This window comes from Actinoalloteichus fjordicus (genome assembly GCF_001941625.1).
Taxonomy (GTDB): Bacteria; Actinomycetota; Actinomycetes; order Mycobacteriales; family Pseudonocardiaceae; genus Actinoalloteichus_A; species Actinoalloteichus_A fjordicus.
The window spans coordinates 3,897,838-3,920,569 of the sequence record NZ_CP016076.1 but is presented as its reverse complement, the minus strand read 5'-3'; the positions used below and the strand labels follow the sequence as shown (position 1 = coordinate 3,920,569).

Genomic DNA, 22,732 nt, shown 5'->3' with positions numbered 1-22,732 from the left:
ATCGGGAGGGCGACAAGCCGTGCGATCCATCAGGACCGTCAGCGCGGTCGACTCACACACCGAGGGGATGCCGACGCGCGTCGTCACCGGCGGCGTCGGTGTCATCCCCGGTGCCACCATGAACGAGCGTCGGCTGCACGCGATCGAGCACCTCGACGAGCTGCGCACGTTCCTCGTGACCGAGCCTCGGGGCCATGCCGCGATGAGCGGGGCGATCCTGCAGCCGAGCACCCGGCCGGACTGCGACTGGGGCGTGCTGTTCATCGAGGTCTCCGGCTTCCTGCCGATGTGCGGCCACGGGACGATCGGGGTCGCCTCGGTGCTCGTCGAGACCGGGATGGTCGAGGTGCACGAACCGGAGACCGTCATCCGGCTGGACACCCCGGCCGGGGTGGTCGTCGCCAGGGTGGCCGTCGCCGACGGCCACGCCGAGTCGGTGACGATCGAGAACGTCCCGAGCTTCGTGGACCGCCTGGACAAGGTCGTGGCCGTGCCCGGACTCGGGGACGTGCCCTACAGCCTGGCCTTCGGCGGCAACTACTACGCCATGGTCGAACTCGACGACGTGGGCCTGCCCTTCGACCGGTCGCGAGCCGATGACGTCCTGCGGGCCGGACTGGACATCATGGCCGCCATCAACGCCACGGCACCGCCGCGACACCCGAGCATCGACGGGGTGGACCACTGCCATCACGTCGAATTCCTCGCCCCGGGCTCCGACGCGCGGCTGTCGCGGCACGCGATGGCCATCCACCCCGGCTGGTTCGACCGCTCGCCGTGCGGCACGGGCACCAGCGCCCGCATGGCCGAGCTGTGGGCTCGGGGCGAGCTGCCGTTGGACACGGACTTCGTGAACGAGTCGTTCATCGGCAGCCGCTTCGTGGGCAGGCTCGTGCGGGAGACCGACGTGGCAGGCATTCCCGCCGTGATCCCGACGATCACCGGGCGGGCCTGGGTGACGGGAATGGGGCAGTACCTGCTGGACCCGACGGACCCGTTCCCGGCGGGGTTCTCGTTCTGAGTCGGTGACGGGAGGCTGTCGGGCGGACACCCGCCCCGGCGACGACGCCGGGGCGGGTCGCACCGAAGGCGCCCGCCGACGCACCGATCCGAATTCGGCGATCAGCTCGACGGCACGGCCGAGGCGACCGGTGACTCAGGCTCGAGATGCGGGGCGGCCGCGTATCCCGGGCCGACGGCAGCGCCGCCGGACCATAGTGGACGGCCGGCTGCCGGTCCAGATCCAGCGGCCCCTTTCCCGTCCCGCTATCACTGCGCGCACTGTTCGATGGCCTTCACTCGATCGGCGGTAGAGCAGGCTTCGGCGGGAAGATACTTTCGTCGTCATGTACCTCGGGTCGGCGAATTGTGGTCGTCGTTGGCGAACCGGCATCGTCTCGTCGAGCACTGCCTCTCCTGATTCGAATCCGACACCGGATGGTCGTCGGGAGGAATCGACCGAGATTCCCGTGGTCGAGTCCTGATCGGTATTCTTTCGCGCACTGAAGAAGGCTGAGTACGAAGCCTTCCCGGTGGGGCGTCTCTCTTTTCCGTGATGTGGACGGCCTTCGCCCGAACCTGTCGACGGCGACGGGAGCCGACCCGGGTCCCGCATGAGGTCGACCGGACTGATCCAGCTGGTCACGACCCCTTCTCGTGGACGGCGTGACCCGGCGTGCTCCTGTTCGCCTGTTCGCGATCGCCGGTGCGGGCGGCAACAAAAGTCAACAGGTGAGAAGTCACGTGACGAATGGATGGCTCCAGTGACGGTACCGCAGGAATCCGGACAGGTGACCGTAGTCGCAGGGGAGGAGCACTCGGCACTGATCGACGAGAAGCGGGTCCGCTCTCGACGGAATGCCCTCGTGCTTGCGGACACCCTCTCGATCGACGAGTGGAAGCAGGTCGGGCAGCGGATCGCCGCGGTGTCGGAGTCCTCGGTCTGGTGGCTCGGTGATTGGCTGCTCTTCGGCCAGGCGAGATATCCGGATCGCTACCACCGGGCGATCAACGAGACCCGACTGGATTACCGGACGTTACGCAATTACGCCTGGGTTGCGGGCAAGTTCCCGCCTGCTCGGCGCTACCTCGGCCTGAGCTTCCAGCACCATGCCGAGGTGGCGGCGCTGCCCCCGGAGGAGCAGGAGCGCTGGCTGTCCCGCGCGCAGCGCCACTCCTGGTCGAGGAATCAGTTGCGGAATCGAGCCCGTGCCGCGCGGAATGCCGAGCGTGAGGTGACGAGACCCCAGACGATGCATGTGGAGATGCGCATCGACGGTCGTCGACACGAGGCCTGGGAGGCGGCGGCCAGTCGCTCTCGACGCAACCTGGTGGACTGGATGACCAGCGTGCTCGACCAGGTGGCCGGAGCGGGTGAGGTCGCGGACTCGACCCCGGTGGACATCGTGGTTCCCCGGCAGGACACCGACACGCTGTCGCGCCGCGACGGGTGAGCCGTCGGACCGGGCTCGCCCCGGCGGCGAACCCCGGACGTCGCCCCGGACGCGGCATCGCGCGGCATAGCCTGCGCACACCGGCTTCGTCACGTGTTCGGCGAATCAGGTCCCGCACCGGCTGGTCGGCGGCCACCGAGGACGACCAGCCCCGGATCGACGCGGTCACCGCGTCGATCTCGGGTGTGAGTCGACGGTCCGGCCGAGGGACTCGGTCCGGCGGCGGATCGCGGCCACGACCGCCGAGGCGGCCGGCCGATGCGACTCGATCACGAAGCTCGGGTCACGTCCACTGGTGCGGCGGCCTATGCACAGTCGGCGCGGCGTTGCGGTGCCGAACGGACGGTCATGGTTCGGCTGATGCGGTGGGCGCTCGGGTGCCGACAGTCGAGTGACCCCGCAGACCAGGATGCCCACTGGTTTCTGCCTGCCGTCGCCGTGCTTCCGAGGACGAGCAGAGCCGGGCAGAGCCAGCTCAGCTCAGCTCGAGCGAGCCGGTCCGACTCCGGACGTAGTCGGCCAACACCGTCAGATCGTCCACCAGACGGGGGGAGAGGTCCGCGTCCTCGATCTCGATGTCGAACTCCTCTTCCACGCTGAGCAGGAGACTCAGACAGGCACCGGAGTCGAGGCCGAGCGTGTCCAACAGTCCGGTACTGGGGATGTCGGCCGGCTCGATGCGCGGCTGCCGCGCATCCGCGATCACCTGGCGCAGCCTCGTCTCGATCAGGTCCATGGCGCTCTTCTCTCCTCGACTGATCATGGTCGTCTCCCGGCGGCGGTGTCCCGGCGTGGTCCGGTCGGGGCCGACCACCGGTTCGGTCATCCCGGTGCCACGGCGATCACGAAGGCCCCCGCCGAGGCCCCCGTCGAGGGATGACGGACGCTGACCTCGGCCCCCTCCGCGCGCAGCGCGGCCAGCAGCGGGGCGAGCTGCGGCCAGGAGAATCCGCGTCGTACCAGCCAGTCCAGGCCCTCGCCGCGTGCGGGCCCGCCCGATTCGGGCAGGAACCGATCGTCGACGAGGAGCACACCGCCGGGCCGCAGGCGCTGGAACAGCCGGAGCGGCTCGTCGCCGGGTCGGGGACCGTGCACGGCGTCGCTGATGACGCACAGGTCCAGGTCGGGTTCGTCCGGGGCGGGCGCGGCGTAGGTCACCCGTCCGGCGGCCTCGGTGCGCAGCGAGACGGCCGGCTCGGCGGTGGTACCGACCTGCACCAGGTGACCCCGCGCGGCGGTGTCTCGCCGCAGCAGGGCGGCCAGATAGCGGCCGTCCCGCGTGGTCACCTCCAGCACTCGGGCGCCTGACGGCGGATCGAGCAGCCGCAGCCCCTCGACGGTCCTCGTGGCGAGTGCGGGCGGTGTCGGGTCGCGTGGTGGGTCGGCGGCGGTGTCCGGCGAACCGGCGGCCGGTGTCGAGCTGCCCGCTCCGGCTCGCACGACGTCCACGACGGCGTCCCGTGCCAGCCGGGACGTTCGTGCCTCGGCGTCGATGAGCTGTAGATCCAGGGCGACGCCGTCGGCGACGAGACGCCCTGAGCCGCCGGGGACGAGCAGCCCGAGGCCCGCCGCCGTGTCCAGGAGGAACTCCAACTCGACGGGAGCCACCCCGGCGCGCCGGGCGATCTCCTCGGTGTTGAGCGATCCGGTCAGCAGCTCCGTCAGACCCAGATCCCGTAGGGCGAAGAGCGTCGCCGAGACTCGATGGGCCCTCGCGGCCTCGCTGAGCACGGCCGATTCCGCCCACCGATACCGAGGCTTCGCCACCACCTTCCCCGACGCGCCGCGCGCGAGCCGGTGGACCACGCGGACCTCATTGGGGAGCTTGTAGGCGGCCAGCCGCTCGCGCGCGAAAGACATCAGGTCAGCGGGTCCGGGCGGTGCCGCCGCGTCGCCTTCGCCTGCGCTCCCCGCCTCGATCTCGACCAGGAGCCCGTCCTCGCCTGCCGTCGCCGACCGGATCGCCGTCACCCGGGCCTCCCGGACTCCGGGATGCTCCCGGAACACCGACTCCACCTCCGAGGGGGCGATCCAGCGATCACCTCGGCGCACCGCGTTCGCCTGCCTGCCCAGCACCGTGAGCCGGCCCTGCTCGTCCTGGAACACCAGGTCTCCGGTCGCCTGCCAGGACTCGCCGGTGCCGGTTCGCACCTCCAGGAGGCCCTCGCCGCCCGCACCGATCGGGCGGCCTGCCTCGTCCAGGACGCGATGGTCGACTCCCGGCAGCGGTCTGCCGACGCAGAGCGCGGGCACGTCGGGCCCCGCCGCGCAGACGGCTCCCGTCTCGGTCGACCCGTAGACACGGGACAACCCGATCCCATAGGCCTGCCGGAACTCGGTCGCCAACGGCTCGTCGACGGCTCCGGCACCCACGACCACCGTCCGCAACGGTGCGGGGCCGCCTGCATCGGCTCGCCGCCGACGGCGGTGCAGCAGCAGCCGCGTCAGCGAGGGCACGAGCGCCGCCACCGTCGCCTCGGTTCGGAGGCCGTTCTCCAGTTCGCCCAGGGCACCCGGGGCGGGCAGTCGGGTGTCGGTTCCGGCAAGCAGTGCGCAGGACAGCCAGCTCAGCGCGTAGGCGTGCGGCAGCGGCAGCGGAATCCACAACACGTCGTCCCGACCGACCCGGAAGTGCCGCCGGTAGTGTGCCGCCTCGACCAGCAGCGACCGCTGGCTGCGGACGACGGCCTTGGGCACACCGGTGGAACCCGAGGTCATGATGACGACCGACGGCTCACTGGGAACGACCCGCTCGACGCCCGAGGCAGGCGGCGTCGCGTCGGCCGACACCTGGCGAAGCCGCCCCTGCGCGGGATCGATGCCGGTCGCCAGCAGATCACCGCCTGCCACGGTGAGCAGTCGGTGCCATTCCGGCTCGGGAGAGTCCGCCGCAAGGAGCAGGGGATGGGCGCCCGCCTCGAGCAGACCGAGCAGGGCCGCCACCCACTCGACTCCGTTCGCCATGCGCAGCCCCACGAGGCGGCCGGCGACGTCACACGCGGCGAATCGGCGGGCCGCGAGGTCTGCCAGGTCGCGCACCTGCGCGGCGGTTCTGCCGTCGAACAGGGGCACGTCCGAGGGATGCGCGTCCAGGCAGCTCCGCAGCGTCCTGGGCTGCTCGGTCGTCGACGACCGAGCCTGCCTGCTTCGGTCGGGGTGCAGATCAGTCATCGAGCGCCACCCGCCCGGTCTCGCTCTCGATCCGCCGGGCCAGTGACGCGACAGTCGGGGCATCGAACAGCGCCCGGAGGGAACAGCGGACGTCGAGGCTCTGGTTGATGCGGAAGACGAGGCGGGTCGCGCCGAGCGAATGCCCGCCCAACGCGAAGAACTCGTCGTCGACCCCGGCGGGAGCGACGCCGAGCACCTCCGTGAACAGCTCGTACAGCGTCTTCTCCAGTTCCGACGTCGGTGGACGTGCCCGTGTCGGGCCCACGCCGGGGTCGGTGATCTCGGTGCTCTCGGGAAGCGCCTGCCGATCGAGCTTTCCCCGCGAGGTGATCGGCAGGGCGTCGAGCTCGGCGAACAGGGACGGCACCAGTTGCGCAGGCAGGGTCTGCGTGAGCCTGCTGCGGAGCCCGGCCACGCCTGCGGCATCCCCGTTCCGGACGACGAAGGCGACCAGCACCGGATCACCGTGGACATCCGTCCTGGTCACGACGCCGACCTCGCGGACGTCGGGATCGCGGAGCACGGCGTGTTCGACCGCGCCCAGCTCCACTCGGACGCCGCGAATCTTCACCTGGTCGTCGAGCCTGCGCAGGAATCGCAGTCTGCCGGACACGGTCCAGGAGACGAGATCGCCGGTGCGGAACATGCGTGATCCCGGCGAGCCGAAGGGGTCGGGCAGGAACCGGCTCGCGGTCAACCTGCCGTCCCCCTGATAGCCGCGCGCGACGCCGGGGCCCGCCAGGTACAGCTCGCCGATCGAGCCGGGGCCGAGCCGTCGTTGCCGTGCGTCGAGCACATAGGCGCGGACATCGATTCCCGGTCGCCCGAGAGTGACCGCCTCGTCGTCCGTCGATCTCGCGGTGAGCGGGTCCACCGTGCACTCGGTGGGTCCGTAGAAGTTGAAACCGGTCACCCCGGTGGTGCTCCGCAGCAGCGCCCAGAGCTCCTCGTCGAGCGGTTCGCCGCCGAGGGCGACGAGACTCGGCCGGGGGAGATGCTCGTCGAGAACCCCCGCTGAGAGGAGTCTGCGGAAGTAGGACGGTGTCGTCTCGAGGAGATCACAGCGTTCGCGACGCAGGGCCTCGACGAGCGCCGCCGGGTCGCGTCGCGTCTTCTCGTCCACCAGGAACAGCTCCTGACCGGTGAACATCAGCAGCAGCGGGTCCCAGGCGGCATCGAAGACGAAGGGCGCCACGTGGGCAGCCCGTAACCGACGGCCGGACGCGCGTGCCCAGGGGTCGACGATCTCGGTGCGGTGCCGCTCGGCGAGCCGGACGAGGCCCGCATGGGCGAGCACCACCGATCTCGGCGTTCCGGTCGAGCCCGAGGTGGTGATCACATACGCGGCGTGCGCGCCCGACAGCGCCATTCCCCGGTCCTCGTCCGTCGGCTCGGCGGTCGAGCACGCCGACACCCGGTCGGTCGTCTTCGGACAGTCCAGGTCCACCACCGGTATCGAGAACTCGTCGACGTCCACCAGCGCGCGTCTGCTGATCATCAGCGTGCCGCCCGCCGCCGCCAGTGCCGAGGCGAGATGGGACGTCGGGTCCTGCGGGTCCAGCGGCAGGAGGGCACAGCCCGCTTTGAGTACCGCCAGTACGGCCACGACGTACTCGACCGAGCGGGACAACGCGATGCCGACGACCTCCTCGCGGCCGTGGCCGCTGCCGAGCAGCTGGTGTGCCAACCGGTTCGACCGGATGGACAGCTCGGCATAGGTCAGCGTGGTCTCGGCGTCGCGCACCGCGGGCAGGTTCGGCAGTCGGGCCACGCTGTCGGCCAGCAGACTCAGCACCGTCGCCGGTGTCCCGGCCGCCGAGACCGGCCCGATCAGCGCGGCGAGATCCGCCTCGGTGGCGGCGTGGATCTCGCCGAGAGGCCGATCCGGCTCGGCGACGGCGGCGGTCAGCAGTCCCAGGAGTCGGTCGCGGTGGGCGTCGGCGTCCTCGGCGTCATGGCAGGTCGGGTCGAGATCGACCGCCAGTCGCAGGCCATGGGCATCGGAGTGGATGGAGACGGCCAGGTCGTCGACCGGCCCGTTGGCCAGCGGATCGAGTTCGGCGCGGTGCGGCCCGAACTCGACGGTGTCGGCGAACGGCAGGAAGTTGACCAGGGCCCCGCTGGACCGGCCTCCCGGACGATCGGAGCCGATGTCGAGGTCTCGGCGCAGCTCCTCGATGCCGTAACGCTGATGTCGCAGCGCTCGGAGGAGTTCGGCTGCGGTCCGCTCGACGAGGACGGCGAAGCACTCGTCGCCGGTGACGGTGAGCCGGAGGGAGACCACGGTCGCCGCCATTCCGGGCACCAGCCGGGTCCTCGCGTCGGTCCGGCCGGTCATCGGCAGCCGCAGGACGACGTCGTCGGTGCCGGTCGCCCGGCCGATATAGACGGCCACGGCTGCGGTCAGCACGGCGGAGCGGTTGGCGGCCACTCGTCGGCGCAGGGCGCGCTCCGCCGCCTCGTACTCCGAGGGCGGGCGCCCGATGCTGCGGTGGGGCCGGCCGCCCGTCGTGGGGGACGTGGTCGACGGCGCTGCGGGCGCCGGGGTCGCCATGGCGCCCGCCCCCGCCGAGATCGGGGTGGGCCCGGGATGGTCTGCCAGCAGGGTCGTCCAGTACCGCCGATCTCGGTCGTGGTCCCGCGAGGCGTGGTAGTCGACCTCGGCCTCCCGCAGCACGCGTTCGCTGGGGAACTCCTCGGCGGCGGGCACCTCACCCGCGCGCAGGGCGGCATACACCGTACCGAGCCGCGCCCGAAGGATCTCGTAGCCGGTGGCGTCCAAGGCGATGTGGTGCACGCGCTGGTACCAGACGGTCAGGTCGGGGGACAGCGTCAGCAGCAGTTGCGCGAACAGCGGGCCGTGTTCCAGGTCGACCACCGTGTCGAGGTCTGCGCGCATCAGCCGTTCCGCCGCCGCGCGCGGCGCGACGTCCCCGCTCACGTCGACGCGACGCAGCTCCCACCTGCCGGGAGCGCGCCGGATTCGCCTCGGCCCGTCCTGCCGTGGGACGAAGCGGGCATGCAGCGCGTCGGCGTCGTCGACCACGATCCGCAGCGCGGCCTCGAAGGCGACGTGATCCAGTTCTCCGTGAATGTACAGTGCGGTGGCGACATTCCAGGACGGACTGTTCGGCTCGAGTTGCTGGCGGTGCCAGACTCCTTGTTGGACTTTCGTCAGGAATTCTTCCGAATCCTGCACCTCGACTGCGGCCAGGGTGACCTCTCCCGAACTCATTGCGTCAGTCCGTCGATCACGAAGAATCTCATCTCGGCTACCTCGGCATACTCGGTCGACAGCGTGGAACGAGCTAGATCGTACCCAGCCAATGGTCGGATGACGGCCTGCAATCTGCGGCGAATACTGTGTTCTCGACGCCCGATTCGTCCGGTCGATGCCGTCCCGCTCGCGAGACGCTGTCGGGCACGGTGTGCGAGCACGGATCGGGCCGCCTGCTGGTTCGACGTGACGAGCACGGCGGGGTCGACGCAGGTCGTGCCGGGTTGAAAACCGGGGCTGCGGAGTGCGGCTCTCGGCAGGCCTGCCTCTCGCCCGGCCGGTTCGACCCGGCGGCGCGCCGCCGTTCTCGGCCGACGGCAGGCGCGCTGTCCGGCCGCGCCCGCTCGATGACGTCGAGACACCGCTCGTCGTTTCCGTGCACTGCGATGTCCTGCCGACCAGCGGGCGGCGCGCGCACAGCCGACCAGCGGGAATACCGTTACTCGGCATTGACGGCGACCTGGTGGCCTGGCAGTGGGAACTCGGCCGTCAGACCCGCTGCGCGCCTCCGTCGATCGGAGATCCGATGCCGATGGCGCCGATGATTCCTCGGCCGAATGGATTATCCGCGCCACCCGAACGGACCGTTGCCGATATCGATCGAGTGTCGGCTGCCGACGTCGTCCATAGGTGATGTCGTCCAGCGTGCTGCCTTGCGACTGCTCGCACCGTCCGGACAATGCCCGATTATCACCGCTGGTGCCGAAAGCCGATTCGGACGGTGCAGATCAGACTGGCCCGGTCCCGCCGGCGAGACACCGCCGCCACCCGCCGGCTCGGGATCGGGTGCCGCCCGTCGACGTCCCTGCTCCTCCCACGTCCGAGGTACCGCAGGCGACTCGCTCCCACGGCAGCAGACGAGCCCGGCCGGACCGTGCGCCAGGGCCGCCCACCCTGGAAGACGCTCGCGTGCGCCTTCCAGGGTGGCGTCGTTCCCGGTGCCCTCCGCCAGGAATCCGATCACCCTGATCGTCGTTCGCCGGTCACCGCCCTCGGCATCGAGTGCCGACGCTCGGCCCGCCGTGTCGGCTCCAGCGTCGGCGACGCCGTGAAGGACCGTTGCGGCGTCCCCGGCGAGGCGCCGCCACCGGACCGATCTCTCCGGGGCGAGGTCTCAATCGTCGTCACGAACACGCCTGCGACGACCGGCACCGTCGGCTCAGCCCCGCGCCATGGCGATGACGCCGCCCAGCCGTTCACCCGCCTCGTAGATCATGTACGGCACGCCTCGGTCGGTGCCGAAGCACGGTGCCGCGGCTCGACCGCTCTCCGGGGCTGCCGACCGCGAGTCGTAGAAGACGCCGAGATGACGACGGCGCGAGAAGTCGGCGCCGACCTCGGTGATGAGGATGTTGCCGCCGCTGCCCTTGTCGGTGTGGTAGACGACGTACGCGTTCCCGTTCCGCTCCAGCAGATGCGGCCCGGAGAGGTTGACGGCGCCGACGGCCTGCGGCTCGACCAGCGGCGTCGGATCGAACTGCCAGTTCCGCCCGTCCGCCGACCAGCCCCAGCTGATGTTGCGGCGGTCCGCGGTGATGTTGCGCATGAAGACCATGACGTAGCGGGCGCCACGAGACGGCAGGTTGTACGGGAAGACCCTGGCGTAGGAGGCCTCGGTGGCGCCTGCGGGCAGCATCGAGGTCGACAGCACGATCTTGTCGTAGGTGAAGTGGATGCCGTCGGCGGAGCGGGCCAGTCGGGTGGTCCGGTTGTCGCCGTGGAAGTACAGCCACATCTCACGCTGTCCGGCGTGCCACATGACGTGCGGGGACGACACATGGGGCACGCTGTAGTGCGGGTCCCACCGGTTGGCGACGATCGGGTTGCCCGGGTACTCGGTGAACGGCCCTTCCAGCGAGTCGCCGTAGGCCAGGCAGATGCCGCCGGGGTCGTTGTGCGGGGCGTAGTAGAGGTAGTAGCGGCCGATCGGCGAGCTGAGCCGGTCGTACACGCCCCGCACACAGGGGAAGATGATCTCGCCGGTCGGGTCGTACCCGAGCTGGTCCGGGCGGAGCAGCGTGCGGACGTAGCGGTAGTCGGGGAAGCCGCCGGGTGCGGCCAGTGCGGGTGGGGCGCCGAGTGTGCCTGCGGCGAGCACGGTGGCCCCGGTGGTGGCGGCCTGCAGGAAGCGACGACGGTTGACGGTCATCTGCGGCTCCTCTTCTCGGACGACGATGTCCTACAGCTCGGTGACGGCAGTGACGATCAGACCGGCGAGGGCGACGCACCACACGTACGGCAGCGTGCGCAGCATCACCTGTTGCGGGCTGACGCCGGAGTACTGCGCCGCCCACACGGTCTGAGTGCTCGTCGGGTCGGCGACACCGAAGACCTGGTTGTACGAGGCGGTCAGGCCCAGCACGGCGGCGGCCGGGTAGATGCCTGCGGAGATGAGCACTCCGGCGATGCCGGCGCCGAGCCCGTAGACGTTCAGCGGGCCTCGGTAGAGGCACAGCGGAGTCAACACCGTGAAGACCACCACGAAGACGATCGGATTCGCCGGGCTGACCGCCGTGACGAGCGGGTTGAGCGCCTCGACCGCGCCGGGCAGCCGCACTGCGGAGAGCAGGATGCCGATCGCGATGAACAGCACGATGGGCGGGGCGGCGATCTCGAAGCCGCCGTACAGCGTGCGCAGGAGCCGCTTGTTCATCTCCCTCGGCCGGGTCGTGGTCACCAGCGCGTACAGCACGCCCGCGAGCATCGACGGGATGATCGCCAGCTCGAAGCCCAGCGCGAGCACCAGCGGCACGAGCGGGGCGAGCAGCGCGTACCACGGCGCGTCGCCCATCTGCCGGGCCCGGTTGCGCCGTCGGTCGCCGCCGCCTGTCGAACGCGCGGCCGGGTTCGCCAGGGACCAGGCGTGCTCGACGCCCCTGCGGCGGTTCTCGATGAGGACGAAGAGCACGGCGAACACGGCGGCGAAGGGGAACAGCCGCAGCATGAACCCGCGCACGGTCTCCACCGGCAGGTCCAGCGTCGTGGAGAAGAACTGCCAGATCGGCAGCTCGAACGGCATGCCTGCGGCGATTCCCATCAGGATGGTCCCTGCGGCGGTGGCCTTCGGGACACCGACCGCGACCATCGCGGGAATGCCGATGATGCCCGCCATCATCGCGGCGGGTGCGGAGCCGGTGACGGTGCCGATGAGCGCGGAGACCAGGAGCACGCCGAGCGCCACCACGGTGGGCCGGTCACCCCCGAACTCGACGATCTTGCGGACGAGGGTGCTGGCGATGCCGGTCTCCTGCATCAGCTTGCCCATCCAGGAGCCGATGAGCACGGCGATCATGGTGGCGGCCTGCGCCACCGCGCCCTCCTGGAGGACCGTGTCCACGATGCTGTTCTCGCCGACGATCGGAGCGCCGACCACGGCGGCCACGGCCACGGCCAGCAGGACCAGGGTGACGGCCGTGGGCAGCTTGCGCGTGAGCATCAGGCCGACGGCCGCCAGCATGAGCAGGATGATGATGATCCCCATGGCGGTTTCTCAGTCCTCTCCGAGGGCCCGTACCGCGCCTGCGAGCGCGACGGTGAGTAGAAGCGGGCTGCGGCCGAGACCGCAGCGGGCGGCGGCGTAGCCGTGCGCGACGAGTTCGTCGGCGCCTACGACGTGCCCGGCGACCCGAAGCCGACCGAGACGCAGGACGGTGTGCCCGAGCCGGTCGCGCAGCGCCCGGCGCAGACCGGCGTCCTCGTGCAGGAGCCGATGCGCCTCCTCATGCGCCAGCGCCGCCGCGCGGAGCGCCCCGGGGGCGTACCACTCGCGCCACCCGAGCATCTCGACGAGTTGTTCGCCCAGCGCGAGGGTGTCGGTGAACAGCTCGACGGCCGGGACGGGCCGCGACACGTAGCGGGCGAGCAGGAGTCGTTCGATTCCGCCCGTGCACTCGACGACGAGCGGCTCCTGGTGTCGCCTGCGGTCGCGCACCGTCTCGCCGTCGCGGTCCCCTTCGGCGAGCCCCGTGCCGAACTCCGTCGCCGTCGTCGCCCAACGGTGCAGCAGCGCCGGGTCGCGGCCCTCGTGCGTCGGGGAGTCCGCCAGCAGTCTGCGGCCGAACTCCGCGTCGTCCGTCTCCGCCGACCGCGCGCACTCGGCGCGCAGCATCTCGCGCCTGCCCTCGGTGAGCCGGTCGAGAGACGCCCCCGCTTGGGCGAGGGCAGTGCGCGCCGGTCTCGGCCCGGTCATGACCGGGCCTCCAGCACCGCGATCACCGGTTCGTCGGCCGCGCGGGAGCGCAGCTCGCTGCGGGCCAGCGCCAGCAGCGACTCCGCGTCGAGCACCCCGGACAGGTCCGCGATCCGAGAGCCGAGCAGCAGGCGCAACGCCGGAGCGCGGACGCCGCCGTCACCGTACGAGGTGGACTCGTGGATCAGACGATTCAGCAGCTCCGGCGCCTCGCCGACCGTGGTCGTCGCGACGTGCGCGTCGGCGGCGTGGAGCCGCACCACGCCGTCGGCGTCGATCACGCGGACAGGGCGGCGAGCCCTGCGGAAACGGCGACGGTGGGTGGTGCCGTAGACGGTGTGCGCGGACGTGCCAGCCAAGACCTCCACAGTGGACGGATCGACTTTGAGGCTGGTCGCCGCCGCCGAGAGCCGCTCGGCGTCATCGGCGCGGTGGGCCCGGTCCTGAGTGCGCAGCTCGGTCGCGCCGGTCGCGACCGCCCGGACCGTGTTGGTCTGCGGGTCGACCGTGACCTCGACCTCCACCGCCGCAGGCGCGGCGCCCTGCGCCACGACGGCGGCCTCCGCCTCGCCCCGTACGCCGAGGATCTGCTCCTGGGTGGCGCCGGGGATGATCCGCTCGACCTGTTCCCGTACTAAGGCGAGCGCCACGCCGATCGGGCTGATGACCTCGTTGTGCGCGGCGATCCGACCCGAGAGGCCGGTCGTGGCGGCCAGATGCGGGGTCACGGCCGCCGCCCCGCCCCCGCCGCCGACCAGGACGACGGTGTCGCGGTCGAGGCGGTAGTCGCCGATCATCTCGTCCACCACCTCGCGCACCTGCCGCACGCCCGCGTCCAGCACCCGCGTCGCGGCGCCCGCGACGTCGGTGCCGAGGGCCTGGGCGAGCGGCGCGAGTGCCGCCAGGGCTGCCGCCGGGTCGCAGGCGGCGAAGTCGCCGTCGGGGACCCGGCCCAGCGCGTTCGCCGCGCAGGTCATGGTGATGGCGAAGCGGCCGCCTGCGGCGTCGAGGACCGCGTAGTCGCCAGGATCGCCCGGCAGCGGGCTCACGGTGGTGAGCTTCGCGTCGCGCAGGTCCGCCGGGTCGGCGTAGCAGGCGTACGGCAGGCCCGCGATGTGCGCGCTGCGCGGCCCGACGCCGTGCACCCGGCCGTCGCCGAGCCGCACCAGGGAGCCGCCGCCGACGCCGACCGTGCGCACGTCCAACGCGGAGAGGTACGAGGTCTTGCCGAGGATGGTGGCGTGCTTGACGGCGACCTTGCCCCGGCGGATCACGCTGATGTCGGTGGACGTGCCGCCGGTCTCCAGGAACACGCCCTCGCTGACCCGTTCCTGCATCAATGCCCCGGCCACCCCGGCCGCGGGCCCGGACAGCACGGTCAGCAGCGGTCGTCGCCGCATCTCGGTGAGCGACATGACGCCGCCGTCGCACCGCATCACCATCAGCGGCGCCTGCACCCCGGCCGCCGTGATGCCCGCGTCCACCAGTTCGGCGGTGGCCAGCATCTTCGGCATGATCGCGGCGTTGACCACGGCGGTGCGGGTGCGCTTGCGCAGCCCGTACAGCGAGGTGATCTCGTGCGCCGCGGTCATCGGAAGCCCATAGGGACGGGCCGTCTCCAACACCGCGGCCTCGCCGTCCGGCAGGTCGACGCTGAACGGCTCGCTGGCCACGAGCACCTCGACGCCCGCCGCGACGAGCTGCTCGACGGCGGTGCGCACGTTCGCGGCCTCGCCGGGATCGGCCACGTGCGCGTAGTGCAGCGGGAACCGTCTGCCGGGCGTGAGGTCGAGCTTCGCGAGCCCGGCGAGGCGTCTGGTCGGCACGGCGCCGAGTCCGGTGCCGATGCCGATCAGGCCGACCGGCGCCACATCGCCCTCCAACAGGGCGTTGGTGGCCTGCGTGGTGCCGTGGGCGAGGAACGCGACGTCGTCCGGCGTGCGGCCGACGTCGGTCAACAGCCGGTTCAGCGCCTCCACGATGCCGTGCGCGACGCCGTCGGCGTGATGGTGACTGGTCGGGACCTTCACCTGGGCGACGAGCTCCAGCGTGGCGGAGTCGATCGCGACGGCGTCGGTGAAGGTTCCGCCCACGTCGATGCCGACGCGGATGCGGTGCGGAGCCACGTTATGGACACCTCCTTGTGTCGTACGCGGGTCGAGCGGATGGTGCGGGTCGGGGGACTACGGGTGCGGTGGGGCCGTCCTGCCTAGTAGCCGCGAACGTCGGGCCAGTGCCGCTGCACCCCGGCCCGGTCGAGCACGCGGGCGAACTCGTCGAACCTCTTGTCCTGCTCCTGCACCTGGTGCGGCTGCACGTTCTCGGTGACGCAGTGCGCGGCGAGCGCCCCGGCGACCTCGCCGACGTTCCACTCGACCGGGTGCAGGCGGTAGCAGCCGTTGGTGATGTGCGTGGTGCCGATGTTCTTGCCTGCGGGCAGCAGGTTGCGGACCCGGCGTGGCACGAGCGCGCCGAGCGGGATCTCGAACGGAACGGAGCCGACGTCGATGTAGTCGTCGCCGCCCGTGGAGGGATGCAGGTCGATGCGGTAACCGCCGACGCCCACGGAGTCGCGGTACCGGGTGCCGCCGTACGGGCCGACGATGTCGATGGCCACGTCATGCTCGGTGACGGTGGTGACGGCCTTGATGCGGCGGGCCTCGCGGACGTACGCGGACTTGGCCAGGCCGTCGGCGGTGCCCGTGATGTCGGGACGCAGCCGGAGCCCGGGGAAGCCGGTGCCGCCGTCGGTGCGCGGCGCCTCGGTCTGCAGCCAGTACAGGACCGACAGCGACAACTCCCTCGCCCCGGCCAGCGCCTGCCGGGAGGTCTCCTCGCCCGCACCGACGAGCGGCTTGAGCCAGTAGTCGTTGAGCGGCCAGTTGACGAGCGTGACGTCCGAGTCGACGGCGCCGGGGCGGTGCATCCCCCTGGCGATGATGCGGCGGAAGCCCCACAGCTCCTTGTCACCCGCGTCGGCGCTCTGATCGGCCGTGACGGCGAGCGGATCGACGTCCGGGTTCGGCACGAAAGTGCGTTCGACCGGCGCGAGCGTGCGCGGGTCGGGGGCCAGGAAGCCGAGCAGCGGACCGGGCCAGAAGTCGGGGCGGTACGAACGCCAGAAGTCGTAGCCCGCAGGCCGGTCGATGGTGTGGTCGGCGCCCTCGTGATGGGAGAGGGCGAAGCAGACGGTGATGCCCTGCTGGTTGAGCGGGTCCGCGACCTCGGGGGCGTGCGGCTCGTCGTACTCGGCGCGGGACTCGGCGCCCAGGGCGTGCTCGACGCCTGCCAGTTCGAGCAGTTCGCCGGTCTCGGTGGCGTCGATGACGTAGGCGGCCGTGATGGTGTGCCGGGCGCCGTCGCGGACGTCGGCGACGGTGACGGCGCGGACGGCGTCGTGGTCGGTCTCGGCGGCGACGGGCCGCTGCTCGGTGAGGACGGTGAGCCTGCCTGCGGCGCGGTGCGGTGCCAGCATCGCCTCCAGCACGGCGAGCGCCACCTTCGGCTCGTGGCAGAGCTTGCTGACCCGCCCCGCACCCGGATTGAGGTACGGCAGGTCGAGGGCCTCGGCGCGCAGCGGATACCAGCGGCGGTAGTGCTCGCGGATCGACTCGCGCAGCGCCCGATAGGTGGCGGTGACGCCGAACTGCTCCACCCAGGGGTGCTCGTCCGGGGGCACGGCCTGCGCGGTGAGCTGGCCGCCGATCCAGTCGGTCTCCTCGGTCAGGACGGCGGTGCGCCCGGCCCGACAGACGGCGAGGGCGGCGGCCACGCCGCCTAGTCCGCCGCCCACGATGAGGACGTCGGTCTCGGTCGGAGTGCCGATGGGGGTGGGCATGTGGTGCGTACTCCTCTGCTCGTTCTGGTGAAGGCTGCTGGTCACTGGACGGCCGCAGGGCCCGCCGTGCTCCCCGGCCGGAAGGCGCAGGCCACCAGGGGAGACTCGGTCTCGCCGGTGGTGAGCAGGGCGGTGAGCGCCCGCACGGCGGCCGCGCCGAGTTCGGCACGGGGAACGTCGAATCCGGTGGGAAGGGGACGGCCTGCGAAGTCGGCGGGCGGGGAGCCGAGCAGCGCGAGCGAGACGTCGGCGGGGACGTCGAGTCCCGCGCCCTCGACGGCCGCCAGCAGCGCCCGCCAGGCCGCCCCGGTGTCGGTCTCCTCCGCGACGAAGGCGGTGACGCCCTCGGCGTGCCGGTCCCGGAGCCAGTCCGGCGTGATCTCCGCGACCGGATCGGCGGCACGTGCCACGGGAACGGCGTCGGGGAGTCCGGCGGCGGCCAGCGCCTCGCGGAAGCCGCGCTCGCGGTCGGTGGACGCGGGGGCGTCGTCGTCCTCGCGGACGAGCACGATGCGGCGGTGGCCGAGCCCGGCGAGGTGTCGGACCACCTCGGCGCTGGCGTCCACGTAGTCGGCGCCGACCCAGGCCAGGCCGTCGAGTTCGTCGCGGCGGCCGATGTGCACGGCCGGATAGCCGTCCTCGACCAGCCTGCGCAGCTCGTCGGCGGGGATGTGGCGGCCGAGGAACAGACATCCGTCGGCGAGTCGTACCCGTTCCAGCGCGCCGGACGCGCCTGCCTGTGCGCCGCCGGAACTGGAGCCGGTGAACAGCACCATGTCGTAGCCGCGCGCGGCCGCCTCCTGCTCGATGCCGACGAGGAACGGGTAGTACGAGTGCTCCACGGCGGTCGGGAACGTGGCGGTGAAGCTGAAGACCCCCAACAGGTTGTTGCGGGCGGCGGCCAGTCGCCGAGCCGCCGGGTCGGGCACGTAGCCCAACGCCCTGGCCGCCTCCAGCACGCGGGCGCGGGTGTCGGGATGCAGCACGATGCCCTGCTTGTTGCCGCCGATCACCAGCGACACCGTCGTCTGCGACACCCCGGCGAGCCGGGCGACCTCCGCCTGCCTCGGCCGCCCCCGGCGAGCTTTCACCGGTCGTTTCTCGGCCATACGCGACTCCTCGACTAATACGCATTAGTCGCGGGCTGCGAGCCGCTTTCTCACGTAACTAATGCGGATTAGCCAGCAGTTTGTCGCCGGGGCGCCGGCACCGTCAAGAGAATCAACTGACTAATATCCGACTAATATCCCGGAAGCGGATCGGGTGCCCGATCACGGTTCGAGATCGCTGCCGAGTGGCCGAAGCGGGAACTCGATCCAGCCGGTTCATGGTGCGGCGGGGCGGCCTCTCAGGCCCCGGCCGCCTGCTGTCGCAGCGCCGCGTCCAGACTCCGCAGCAGTTCTCCGGTCCGGCCACGACCACCGGGGGCGTTCGGATACCGGAGCAGGACGCGCACCACGACGGGACGGGCCAGCACCCGCGCCTGTTCCAGGTGCGCGGCGCCGACGGCGGGGTCGTCGCAGGCCGCCAGTTCGAATGCCCGAGCCGCGTGGGCGGCCGATCCGAGGAGGTGCCAGACCTGGGTCGCCCTCGCCAGGGGGTGCAGGAACGCCGCACCGGCCGAGGCGACGGCGGCGCGCGCAGCTTCGGCAGCCGCGGCCTGCCCGGCATCACGGGCAGCCCCGAACGCCCGCTGCGCCGCCCACGCCGCCTCCCGGATTCCCTTCGTGCGGGCCGCCCCGGCGGCGAACGCCTGCGCAGCGTCGACGGCGGCCCGTGAGCGCCGATCCGACGGGCGTGCGCGATCGAAGATCGCCATCGCGGGTTCGGCACAGGCCACGGCATAACCGGCGATCTCGCGCAGTTCCGCCAGGCTGAGTTCGATCGTCGGGTGCTCTCCTGCCGTCGTCATGGTGTTCGACCGTATCGTTGAAGCTTCGGTGGAGACTTCTCGGCGATCTGACCAGTTCCCGAGGGCGAGACCTTCACGGCGATGTCTGCCCTGCCGTCTTGCGGGCGCGAGGACGACCTGCCCTGGCGGGGCGGGGATCGTCACGGTGCCGACGTCCGCACCCGCCCCGCCGGACACCCGCGAGGAGCCGCCGCAGTCCGCCGCCGCTGCTCACGCGGGCGGCAGGGTGCGTAGGGCGCTCGCCGTGTCCGGGACGCGCTCGCCAGACGAACCGGAGGATCATGCGGCTCCTTGTCCGACCTCCCGTGGACCGCCCGCGCGGCCGAACCAGGCCGATTCGGCCGCGCACGTCGAGGCGGCGGCGCCCTCGGCCGCCTCGACGTGCCGGGCGCGCCCCGTATCCACGCCGCACACTCGGGCCGAGGCGCAGTGTCAAGCCCGACGCTGGTGGTCAGAACAGCGTCAGCCAGTAGAGCGCGGAGATGACGGTGTACTCGGCCGCGAAGCCCGGCGTGGTCGTGGCATAGCCGCAGACCGAGCCCTGGAGGAGAGCGATGTTCGCGACGAGGGCAACCCGGCGACGGGTCGCGCGAGGCCTGCTCGCCGCCGGAGCAGGCGGCGGTCGCCCGCGCCCTCCGCATCGCCTCGACGTCCGGTCATCGGCCCGCCGATGACCGCCAGACACTCACGCACGGTGAGACGAGCACCGCTACTACTGGTTAACACATCAACGAGTGTTAGTTTATTGATGTGACCGTTGATCGTGACGACGCCTGTGACCTGTTGTGCCTTGATCTGCCGCATGCGGAGGAGATCAGGGCGGGCCTGCCCGCGCTGTCTGCGGTGGAGCCCGCTGCGGCGGCCGCGCGGGCGTTGAGCGACCCGACCCGGCTGACCATCGCCGTGGCCCTGGCCGCCGGCGGCGAGTTGTGCGTCTGCGACGTGGCCTGGATCGTGGGGCACGCGCAGAACCTGGTCTCCCACCACCTGCGGCAGCTCAAGATCGCCGCCCTGGTGTCCTCCCGGCGGGACGGCAAGCTGGTGATGTACTCCCTGACCGGGCGAGGTCGCCGCCTCCTCACCGCGGTCCTGGGGGAGCACGTCGCCCCGATCGTCGGCGCCGCGATCGGGACCGGGACGTCGACCGAGGGTGGACGGCGTGGCTGACGAGTGCTGCGGCTCGGGGGAACACCGGCCGGGCGGCACGACCTCCGAGACGGAACCGGGTCGACCGCACGCGGTGGAGCGGTTATGGCAGGTCCGCGAACTGCGATTCGCGGCCGTGGCCGCGCTGCTGCTCGCCGGAGCCTGGCCTGCGACCGCCGCAGGCGCGGAGGCGATCGGCACCGGTCTGACGCTGGCCTCGGCGATAGCGGGTGCCGCGACGTTCGTGCCCGGCGCCCTGCGCAACCTGCTGCGTCGCCGAGTCGGAGTCGGCACGCTGATGTCCATCGCCGCCGTCGGCGCCGTCGCCCTGGGACAGCTCACCGAGGCCGCCATGCTCGGCGTGCTCTTCTCCGTCGCCGAAGGGCTGGAGCACTACGCGATCGCTCGCACCCGTCGCAGCCTGCGCGCCCTGCTCGGCCTGGTGCCCCCGACGGCGTCGGTGCTCCGGGACGGTGCCGAGAGCCGGGTGGCGCCGGGAGACCTCGTCGTCGGGGATCGGCTGCTGCTGCGGCCCGGCGAGCGAGCGGCCACCGACGGCGTGGTCCGCACCGGCCGCACCACCCTGGACCTCTCGGCGATCACCGGCGAGTCGATGCCGGTCGAAGCGGGTCCCGGCGCCGTCGTGCATGCCGGGGCGATCAACGGCGGCGGCGCGATCGAGGTCGACGTCACCGCGCGGACCTCGGACTCCTCGCTGGCCCGCATCGTGCACATCGTCGAGGAGGCCCAGGAGCGCAAGGGCAGCGGCCAACGCCTGGCCGACCGCATCGCCCGGCCGCTAGTCCCGGCGATCATGGTCTTGGCGCTGCTCATCGCCGCGGGCGGTGCGCTGCTCGGCGACCCCCTGGTCTGGTTGGAACGCGCCCTCGTCGTGCTCGTCGCCGCCTCGCCCTGCGCGCTGGCGATCTCCGTGCCGCTGACTGTGGTCGCCGCCGTCGGCGCGGCAGGAAGACACGGTGTGCTGATCAAGGGCGGCATGGCGCTGGAGGAACTCGGCCGCGTCGACACCGTGGCACTGGACAAGACCGGCACCTTGACCCGCAACACCCCCGAGGTCGTGGCCGTGATCTCGACCGAGCAGGACACCAGCAGGGCGGATGTCCTCGCCGCGGCGGCGGCGCTGGAGATCCGCAGCGAACACCCCCTGTCCCGCGCGATCCTCGCCGCCGCCGGGGACGTCTCCGCCGCCGACGACGTCACGGCGATCCCCGGCCACGGCCTGCGGGGACGCCGTCACGGGCGACTACTGCGGCTTGGCAGACCCGGCTGGATCGACGCGGGCTCCTCGGCCGAGGAGGTCGAGCGACTTCAGGCCCTCGGCGCCACCGTGGTGCTTCTGGAACGGGACGGCACCCTGGCCGGGGTGATCGCCGTCCGCGACGAACTGCGCGCCGAGGTCCCCGTGGTCGTCGACCGGCTGCGCCGGATGAACATCGACACCGCGATGCTCAGCGGCGACAACTCCCGCACCGCCGCAGCGCTGGCCGCCCAGGCAGGCATCCACACCGTGCACGCCGAACTGCTCCCCGAGGACAAGGCCCGTCTCCTGGCTGACCTGCGGGGCGGCGGCCGGATCGCCATGGTCGGCGACGGCGTCAACGACGCACCGGCGCTGGCGACCGCCGACGTCGGCATCGCCATGGGCGCTATGGGCACCGACGTCGCCATCGAGACCGCCGACGTCGCCCTGATGGGCGAGGACCTCCGGCACCTGCCCCAGACACTCGCCCATGCCCGCCACGCCCGAGCCGTCATGCTGCAGAACGTCGCACTCTCCCTGGCGATCATCGCCGTACTCATCCCGCTCGGCGCCGTCGGCGTCCTCGGGCTGGCGAGTGTCGTGTTCATCCATGAACTGGCCGAGGTCCTGGTCATCCTCAACGCCGTCCGAGCGGCGCGCATCGTCGCCCTGCCCGGCGTCGCGACACCGGCTGGGACGTCGCCACCGTCCTCGTCCGACGGCGGGCGCCCCCAACCGGCAGCGCCGTGCTGCGACGTCTGTTGACCCGACCGACCCCCGGCTCGGAGTAGAGCATGACCGCAGGGGTGTCTCTTCGTCCGGTACCTGCTCGGAATCACCACGGTGTTCGGACTCCGTGCGTGGTGGCATCGCCGAGCCACCGGCGACACCGGCCGTCGCCTCTCCCGACCGCTGTCGCCTCCGCCGGTTGGTGGGCCCCGGCTGCCGATGGCGGCGGCGCTGCTCCTCGCCCCGCTGCCGGCCGCGGGCGGCGCCGTCTGGCCGCCAGAAGCTCGACCGGGCAGACCATTCCCGGCCTGGTTCCTGGCGGTCACGGGCTTCGTCGGCGTCCGCGCCGCGCAGGCGGCGATGAGGCGCTTCCGGCGAGTCGGCGCCGACCCGTCCGAGACCACCGACCTGGTCACTGACGGCGTCGTCCTGTCGGCCCGCACCCCGGCCTTCACCGGCATGATCGTCGCCTCGGTCGGCCTGACCGCGATGGTGCCCACCTCGCCACGGCTGCTCGCCCTGCTCTGCCTCCTCGTCGGAGGCCAGGTGCAGGTACGGGTGGTCGAGAAGCCCTGCCTCCACCGCGTCCACGGGGCCGACTACCCGGCCTACGCCACCCGGACCGGCCGATTACTGCCCGCTGTCGGACGTCGATCCGACACCGCAGCCCTCGGCTGCGCGTGAGGACGGACGAGGACCGCCCCGCGCCTGCGGGCACTCGGCCCGTCGCCGACGCTCCCGGTGATCCTCGGCCGC

At 71.8% G+C, this 22,732-nt stretch carries 16 protein-coding genes; 5 read left to right on the top strand and 11 right to left on the bottom strand.

The genetic code is table 11. The annotated features are described in order from the left end of the window. The first annotated feature begins 19 nt into the window (after positions 1 to 19). Both UA74_RS17030 and UA74_RS17025 read left to right on the top strand, forming a co-directional pair. A complete protein-coding gene (locus tag UA74_RS17030) occupies positions 20 to 1,021 on the top strand; it encodes a proline racemase family protein (RefSeq protein WP_075764878.1) in 1,002 nt (333 codons plus the stop codon). Positions 1,022 to 1,790: 769 nt separating this feature from the next. After that, positions 1,791 to 2,453: an LmbU family transcriptional regulator gene (locus UA74_RS17025; RefSeq protein WP_232237297.1), complete on the top strand. Its 663-nt coding sequence runs from the start codon at positions 1,791 to 1,793 to the stop codon at positions 2,451 to 2,453. Between the two features lie 475 nt (positions 2,454 to 2,928). Here UA74_RS17025 and UA74_RS17015 read toward each other — a convergent pair whose 3' ends face one another. The 11 genes from UA74_RS17015 to UA74_RS16965 form a co-directional block, all read right to left on the bottom strand. Further along, the gene (locus UA74_RS17015; protein ID WP_075764874.1) at positions 2,929 to 3,279 is read right to left on the bottom strand and encodes a phosphopantetheine-binding protein; all 351 of its coding nucleotides are present in this window, start codon (positions 3,277 to 3,279) and stop codon (positions 2,929 to 2,931) included. Beyond that, positions 3,276 to 5,624, bottom strand: coding sequence for an AMP-binding protein (locus UA74_RS17010; RefSeq protein ID WP_075764872.1), 2,349 nt, complete (start codon positions 5,622 to 5,624; stop codon positions 3,276 to 3,278). The genes UA74_RS17015 and UA74_RS17010 overlap by 4 nt, the downstream gene beginning before the upstream one ends. Further along, complete coding sequence (locus UA74_RS17005) at positions 5,617 to 8,859, bottom strand: non-ribosomal peptide synthetase (protein ID WP_075764870.1); 3,243 nt, start codon at positions 8,857 to 8,859, stop codon at positions 5,617 to 5,619. Before UA74_RS17005 ends, UA74_RS17010 begins: the two co-directional genes overlap by 8 nt. A gap of 1,201 nt (positions 8,860 to 10,060) precedes the next feature. Further along, the gene (locus UA74_RS17000) at positions 10,061 to 11,050 is read right to left on the bottom strand and encodes a twin-arginine translocation signal domain-containing protein (protein WP_075764868.1); all 990 of its coding nucleotides are present in this window, start codon (positions 11,048 to 11,050) and stop codon (positions 10,061 to 10,063) included. Between the two features lie 30 nt (positions 11,051 to 11,080). Further along, on the bottom strand, positions 11,081 to 12,382 hold the full coding sequence (locus UA74_RS16995) for a TRAP transporter large permease subunit (protein WP_075741150.1): 1,302 nt from the start codon (positions 12,380 to 12,382) through the stop codon (positions 11,081 to 11,083). 9 nt (positions 12,383 to 12,391) lie between these two features. Beyond that, positions 12,392 to 13,090 carry a hypothetical protein gene (locus tag UA74_RS16990; protein ID WP_232237296.1) on the bottom strand — a complete coding sequence of 233 codons (699 nt, stop codon included), beginning with the start codon at positions 13,088 to 13,090 and terminating at the stop codon, positions 12,392 to 12,394. Beyond that, the gene (locus UA74_RS16985; RefSeq protein ID WP_075741149.1) at positions 13,087 to 15,216 is read right to left on the bottom strand and encodes a hydantoinase/oxoprolinase family protein; all 2,130 of its coding nucleotides are present in this window, start codon (positions 15,214 to 15,216) and stop codon (positions 13,087 to 13,089) included. Before UA74_RS16985 ends, UA74_RS16990 begins: the two co-directional genes overlap by 4 nt. An 83-nt stretch (positions 15,217 to 15,299) precedes the next feature. Further along, positions 15,300 to 16,928, bottom strand: coding sequence for an FAD-dependent oxidoreductase (locus UA74_RS16980; protein WP_075741148.1), 1,629 nt, complete (start codon positions 16,926 to 16,928; stop codon positions 15,300 to 15,302). A 41-nt stretch (positions 16,929 to 16,969) separates the two neighbouring features. Continuing rightward, positions 16,970 to 18,037 carry a LacI family DNA-binding transcriptional regulator gene (locus UA74_RS16975; RefSeq protein ID WP_075741147.1) on the bottom strand — a complete coding sequence of 356 codons (1,068 nt, stop codon included), beginning with the start codon at positions 18,035 to 18,037 and terminating at the stop codon, positions 16,970 to 16,972. Positions 18,038 to 18,276: 239 nt separating this feature from the next. Further along, positions 18,277 to 18,840 carry a putative immunity protein gene (locus UA74_RS16970; RefSeq protein ID WP_075741146.1) on the bottom strand — a complete coding sequence of 188 codons (564 nt, stop codon included), beginning with the start codon at positions 18,838 to 18,840 and terminating at the stop codon, positions 18,277 to 18,279. 451 nt (positions 18,841 to 19,291) lie between these two features. Then, entirely contained in the window at positions 19,292 to 19,525 is a 234-nt protein-coding gene (locus UA74_RS16965; protein WP_075741145.1) for a hypothetical protein, read from the bottom strand. Between the two features lie 65 nt (positions 19,526 to 19,590). Between UA74_RS16965 and UA74_RS16960 the strand changes: the two genes are divergently transcribed. The 3 genes from UA74_RS16960 to UA74_RS16950 all read left to right on the top strand — a co-directional run bounded on the left by UA74_RS16960 (position 19,591) and on the right by UA74_RS16950 (position 22,660). Next, on the top strand, positions 19,591 to 20,007 hold the full coding sequence (locus UA74_RS16960; RefSeq protein WP_075741144.1) for an ArsR/SmtB family transcription factor: 417 nt from the start codon (positions 19,591 to 19,593) through the stop codon (positions 20,005 to 20,007). Then, positions 20,000 to 22,012, top strand: a complete 2,013-nt coding sequence (locus tag UA74_RS16955; protein WP_083684075.1) for a heavy metal translocating P-type ATPase — start codon at positions 20,000 to 20,002, stop codon at positions 22,010 to 22,012. Before UA74_RS16960 ends, UA74_RS16955 begins: the two co-directional genes overlap by 8 nt. Positions 22,013 to 22,090: 78 nt before the next feature. Further along, on the top strand, positions 22,091 to 22,660 hold the full coding sequence (locus UA74_RS16950) for a methyltransferase (protein ID WP_198042750.1): 570 nt from the start codon (positions 22,091 to 22,093) through the stop codon (positions 22,658 to 22,660). Positions 22,661 to 22,732 lie beyond the last annotated feature (72 nt).

Coding starts and splice junctions, on each gene's coding strand:
- UA74_RS17015 (WP_075764874.1), bottom strand. CDS start 3,279: ATGACCGAACCGGTGGTCGGCCCCGACCGGACCACGCCGGGACACCGC.
- UA74_RS17010 (WP_075764872.1), bottom strand. CDS start 5,624: ATGACTGATCTGCACCCCGACCGAAGCAGGCAGGCTCGGTCGTCGACG.
- UA74_RS17005 (WP_075764870.1), bottom strand. CDS start 8,859: ATGAGTTCGGGAGAGGTCACCCTGGCCGCAGTCGAGGTGCAGGATTCG.
- UA74_RS17000 (WP_075764868.1), bottom strand. CDS start 11,050: ATGACCGTCAACCGTCGTCGCTTCCTGCAGGCCGCCACCACCGGGGCC.
- UA74_RS16995 (WP_075741150.1), bottom strand. CDS start 12,382: ATGGGGATCATCATCATCCTGCTCATGCTGGCGGCCGTCGGCCTGATG.
- UA74_RS16990 (WP_232237296.1), bottom strand. CDS start 13,090: ATGACCGGGCCGAGACCGGCGCGCACTGCCCTCGCCCAAGCGGGGGCG.
- UA74_RS16980 (WP_075741148.1), bottom strand. CDS start 16,928: ATGCCCACCCCCATCGGCACTCCGACCGAGACCGACGTCCTCATCGTG.
- UA74_RS16975 (WP_075741147.1), bottom strand. CDS start 18,037: ATGGCCGAGAAACGACCGGTGAAAGCTCGCCGGGGGCGGCCGAGGCAG.
- UA74_RS16970 (WP_075741146.1), bottom strand. CDS start 18,840: ATGACGACGGCAGGAGAGCACCCGACGATCGAACTCAGCCTGGCGGAA.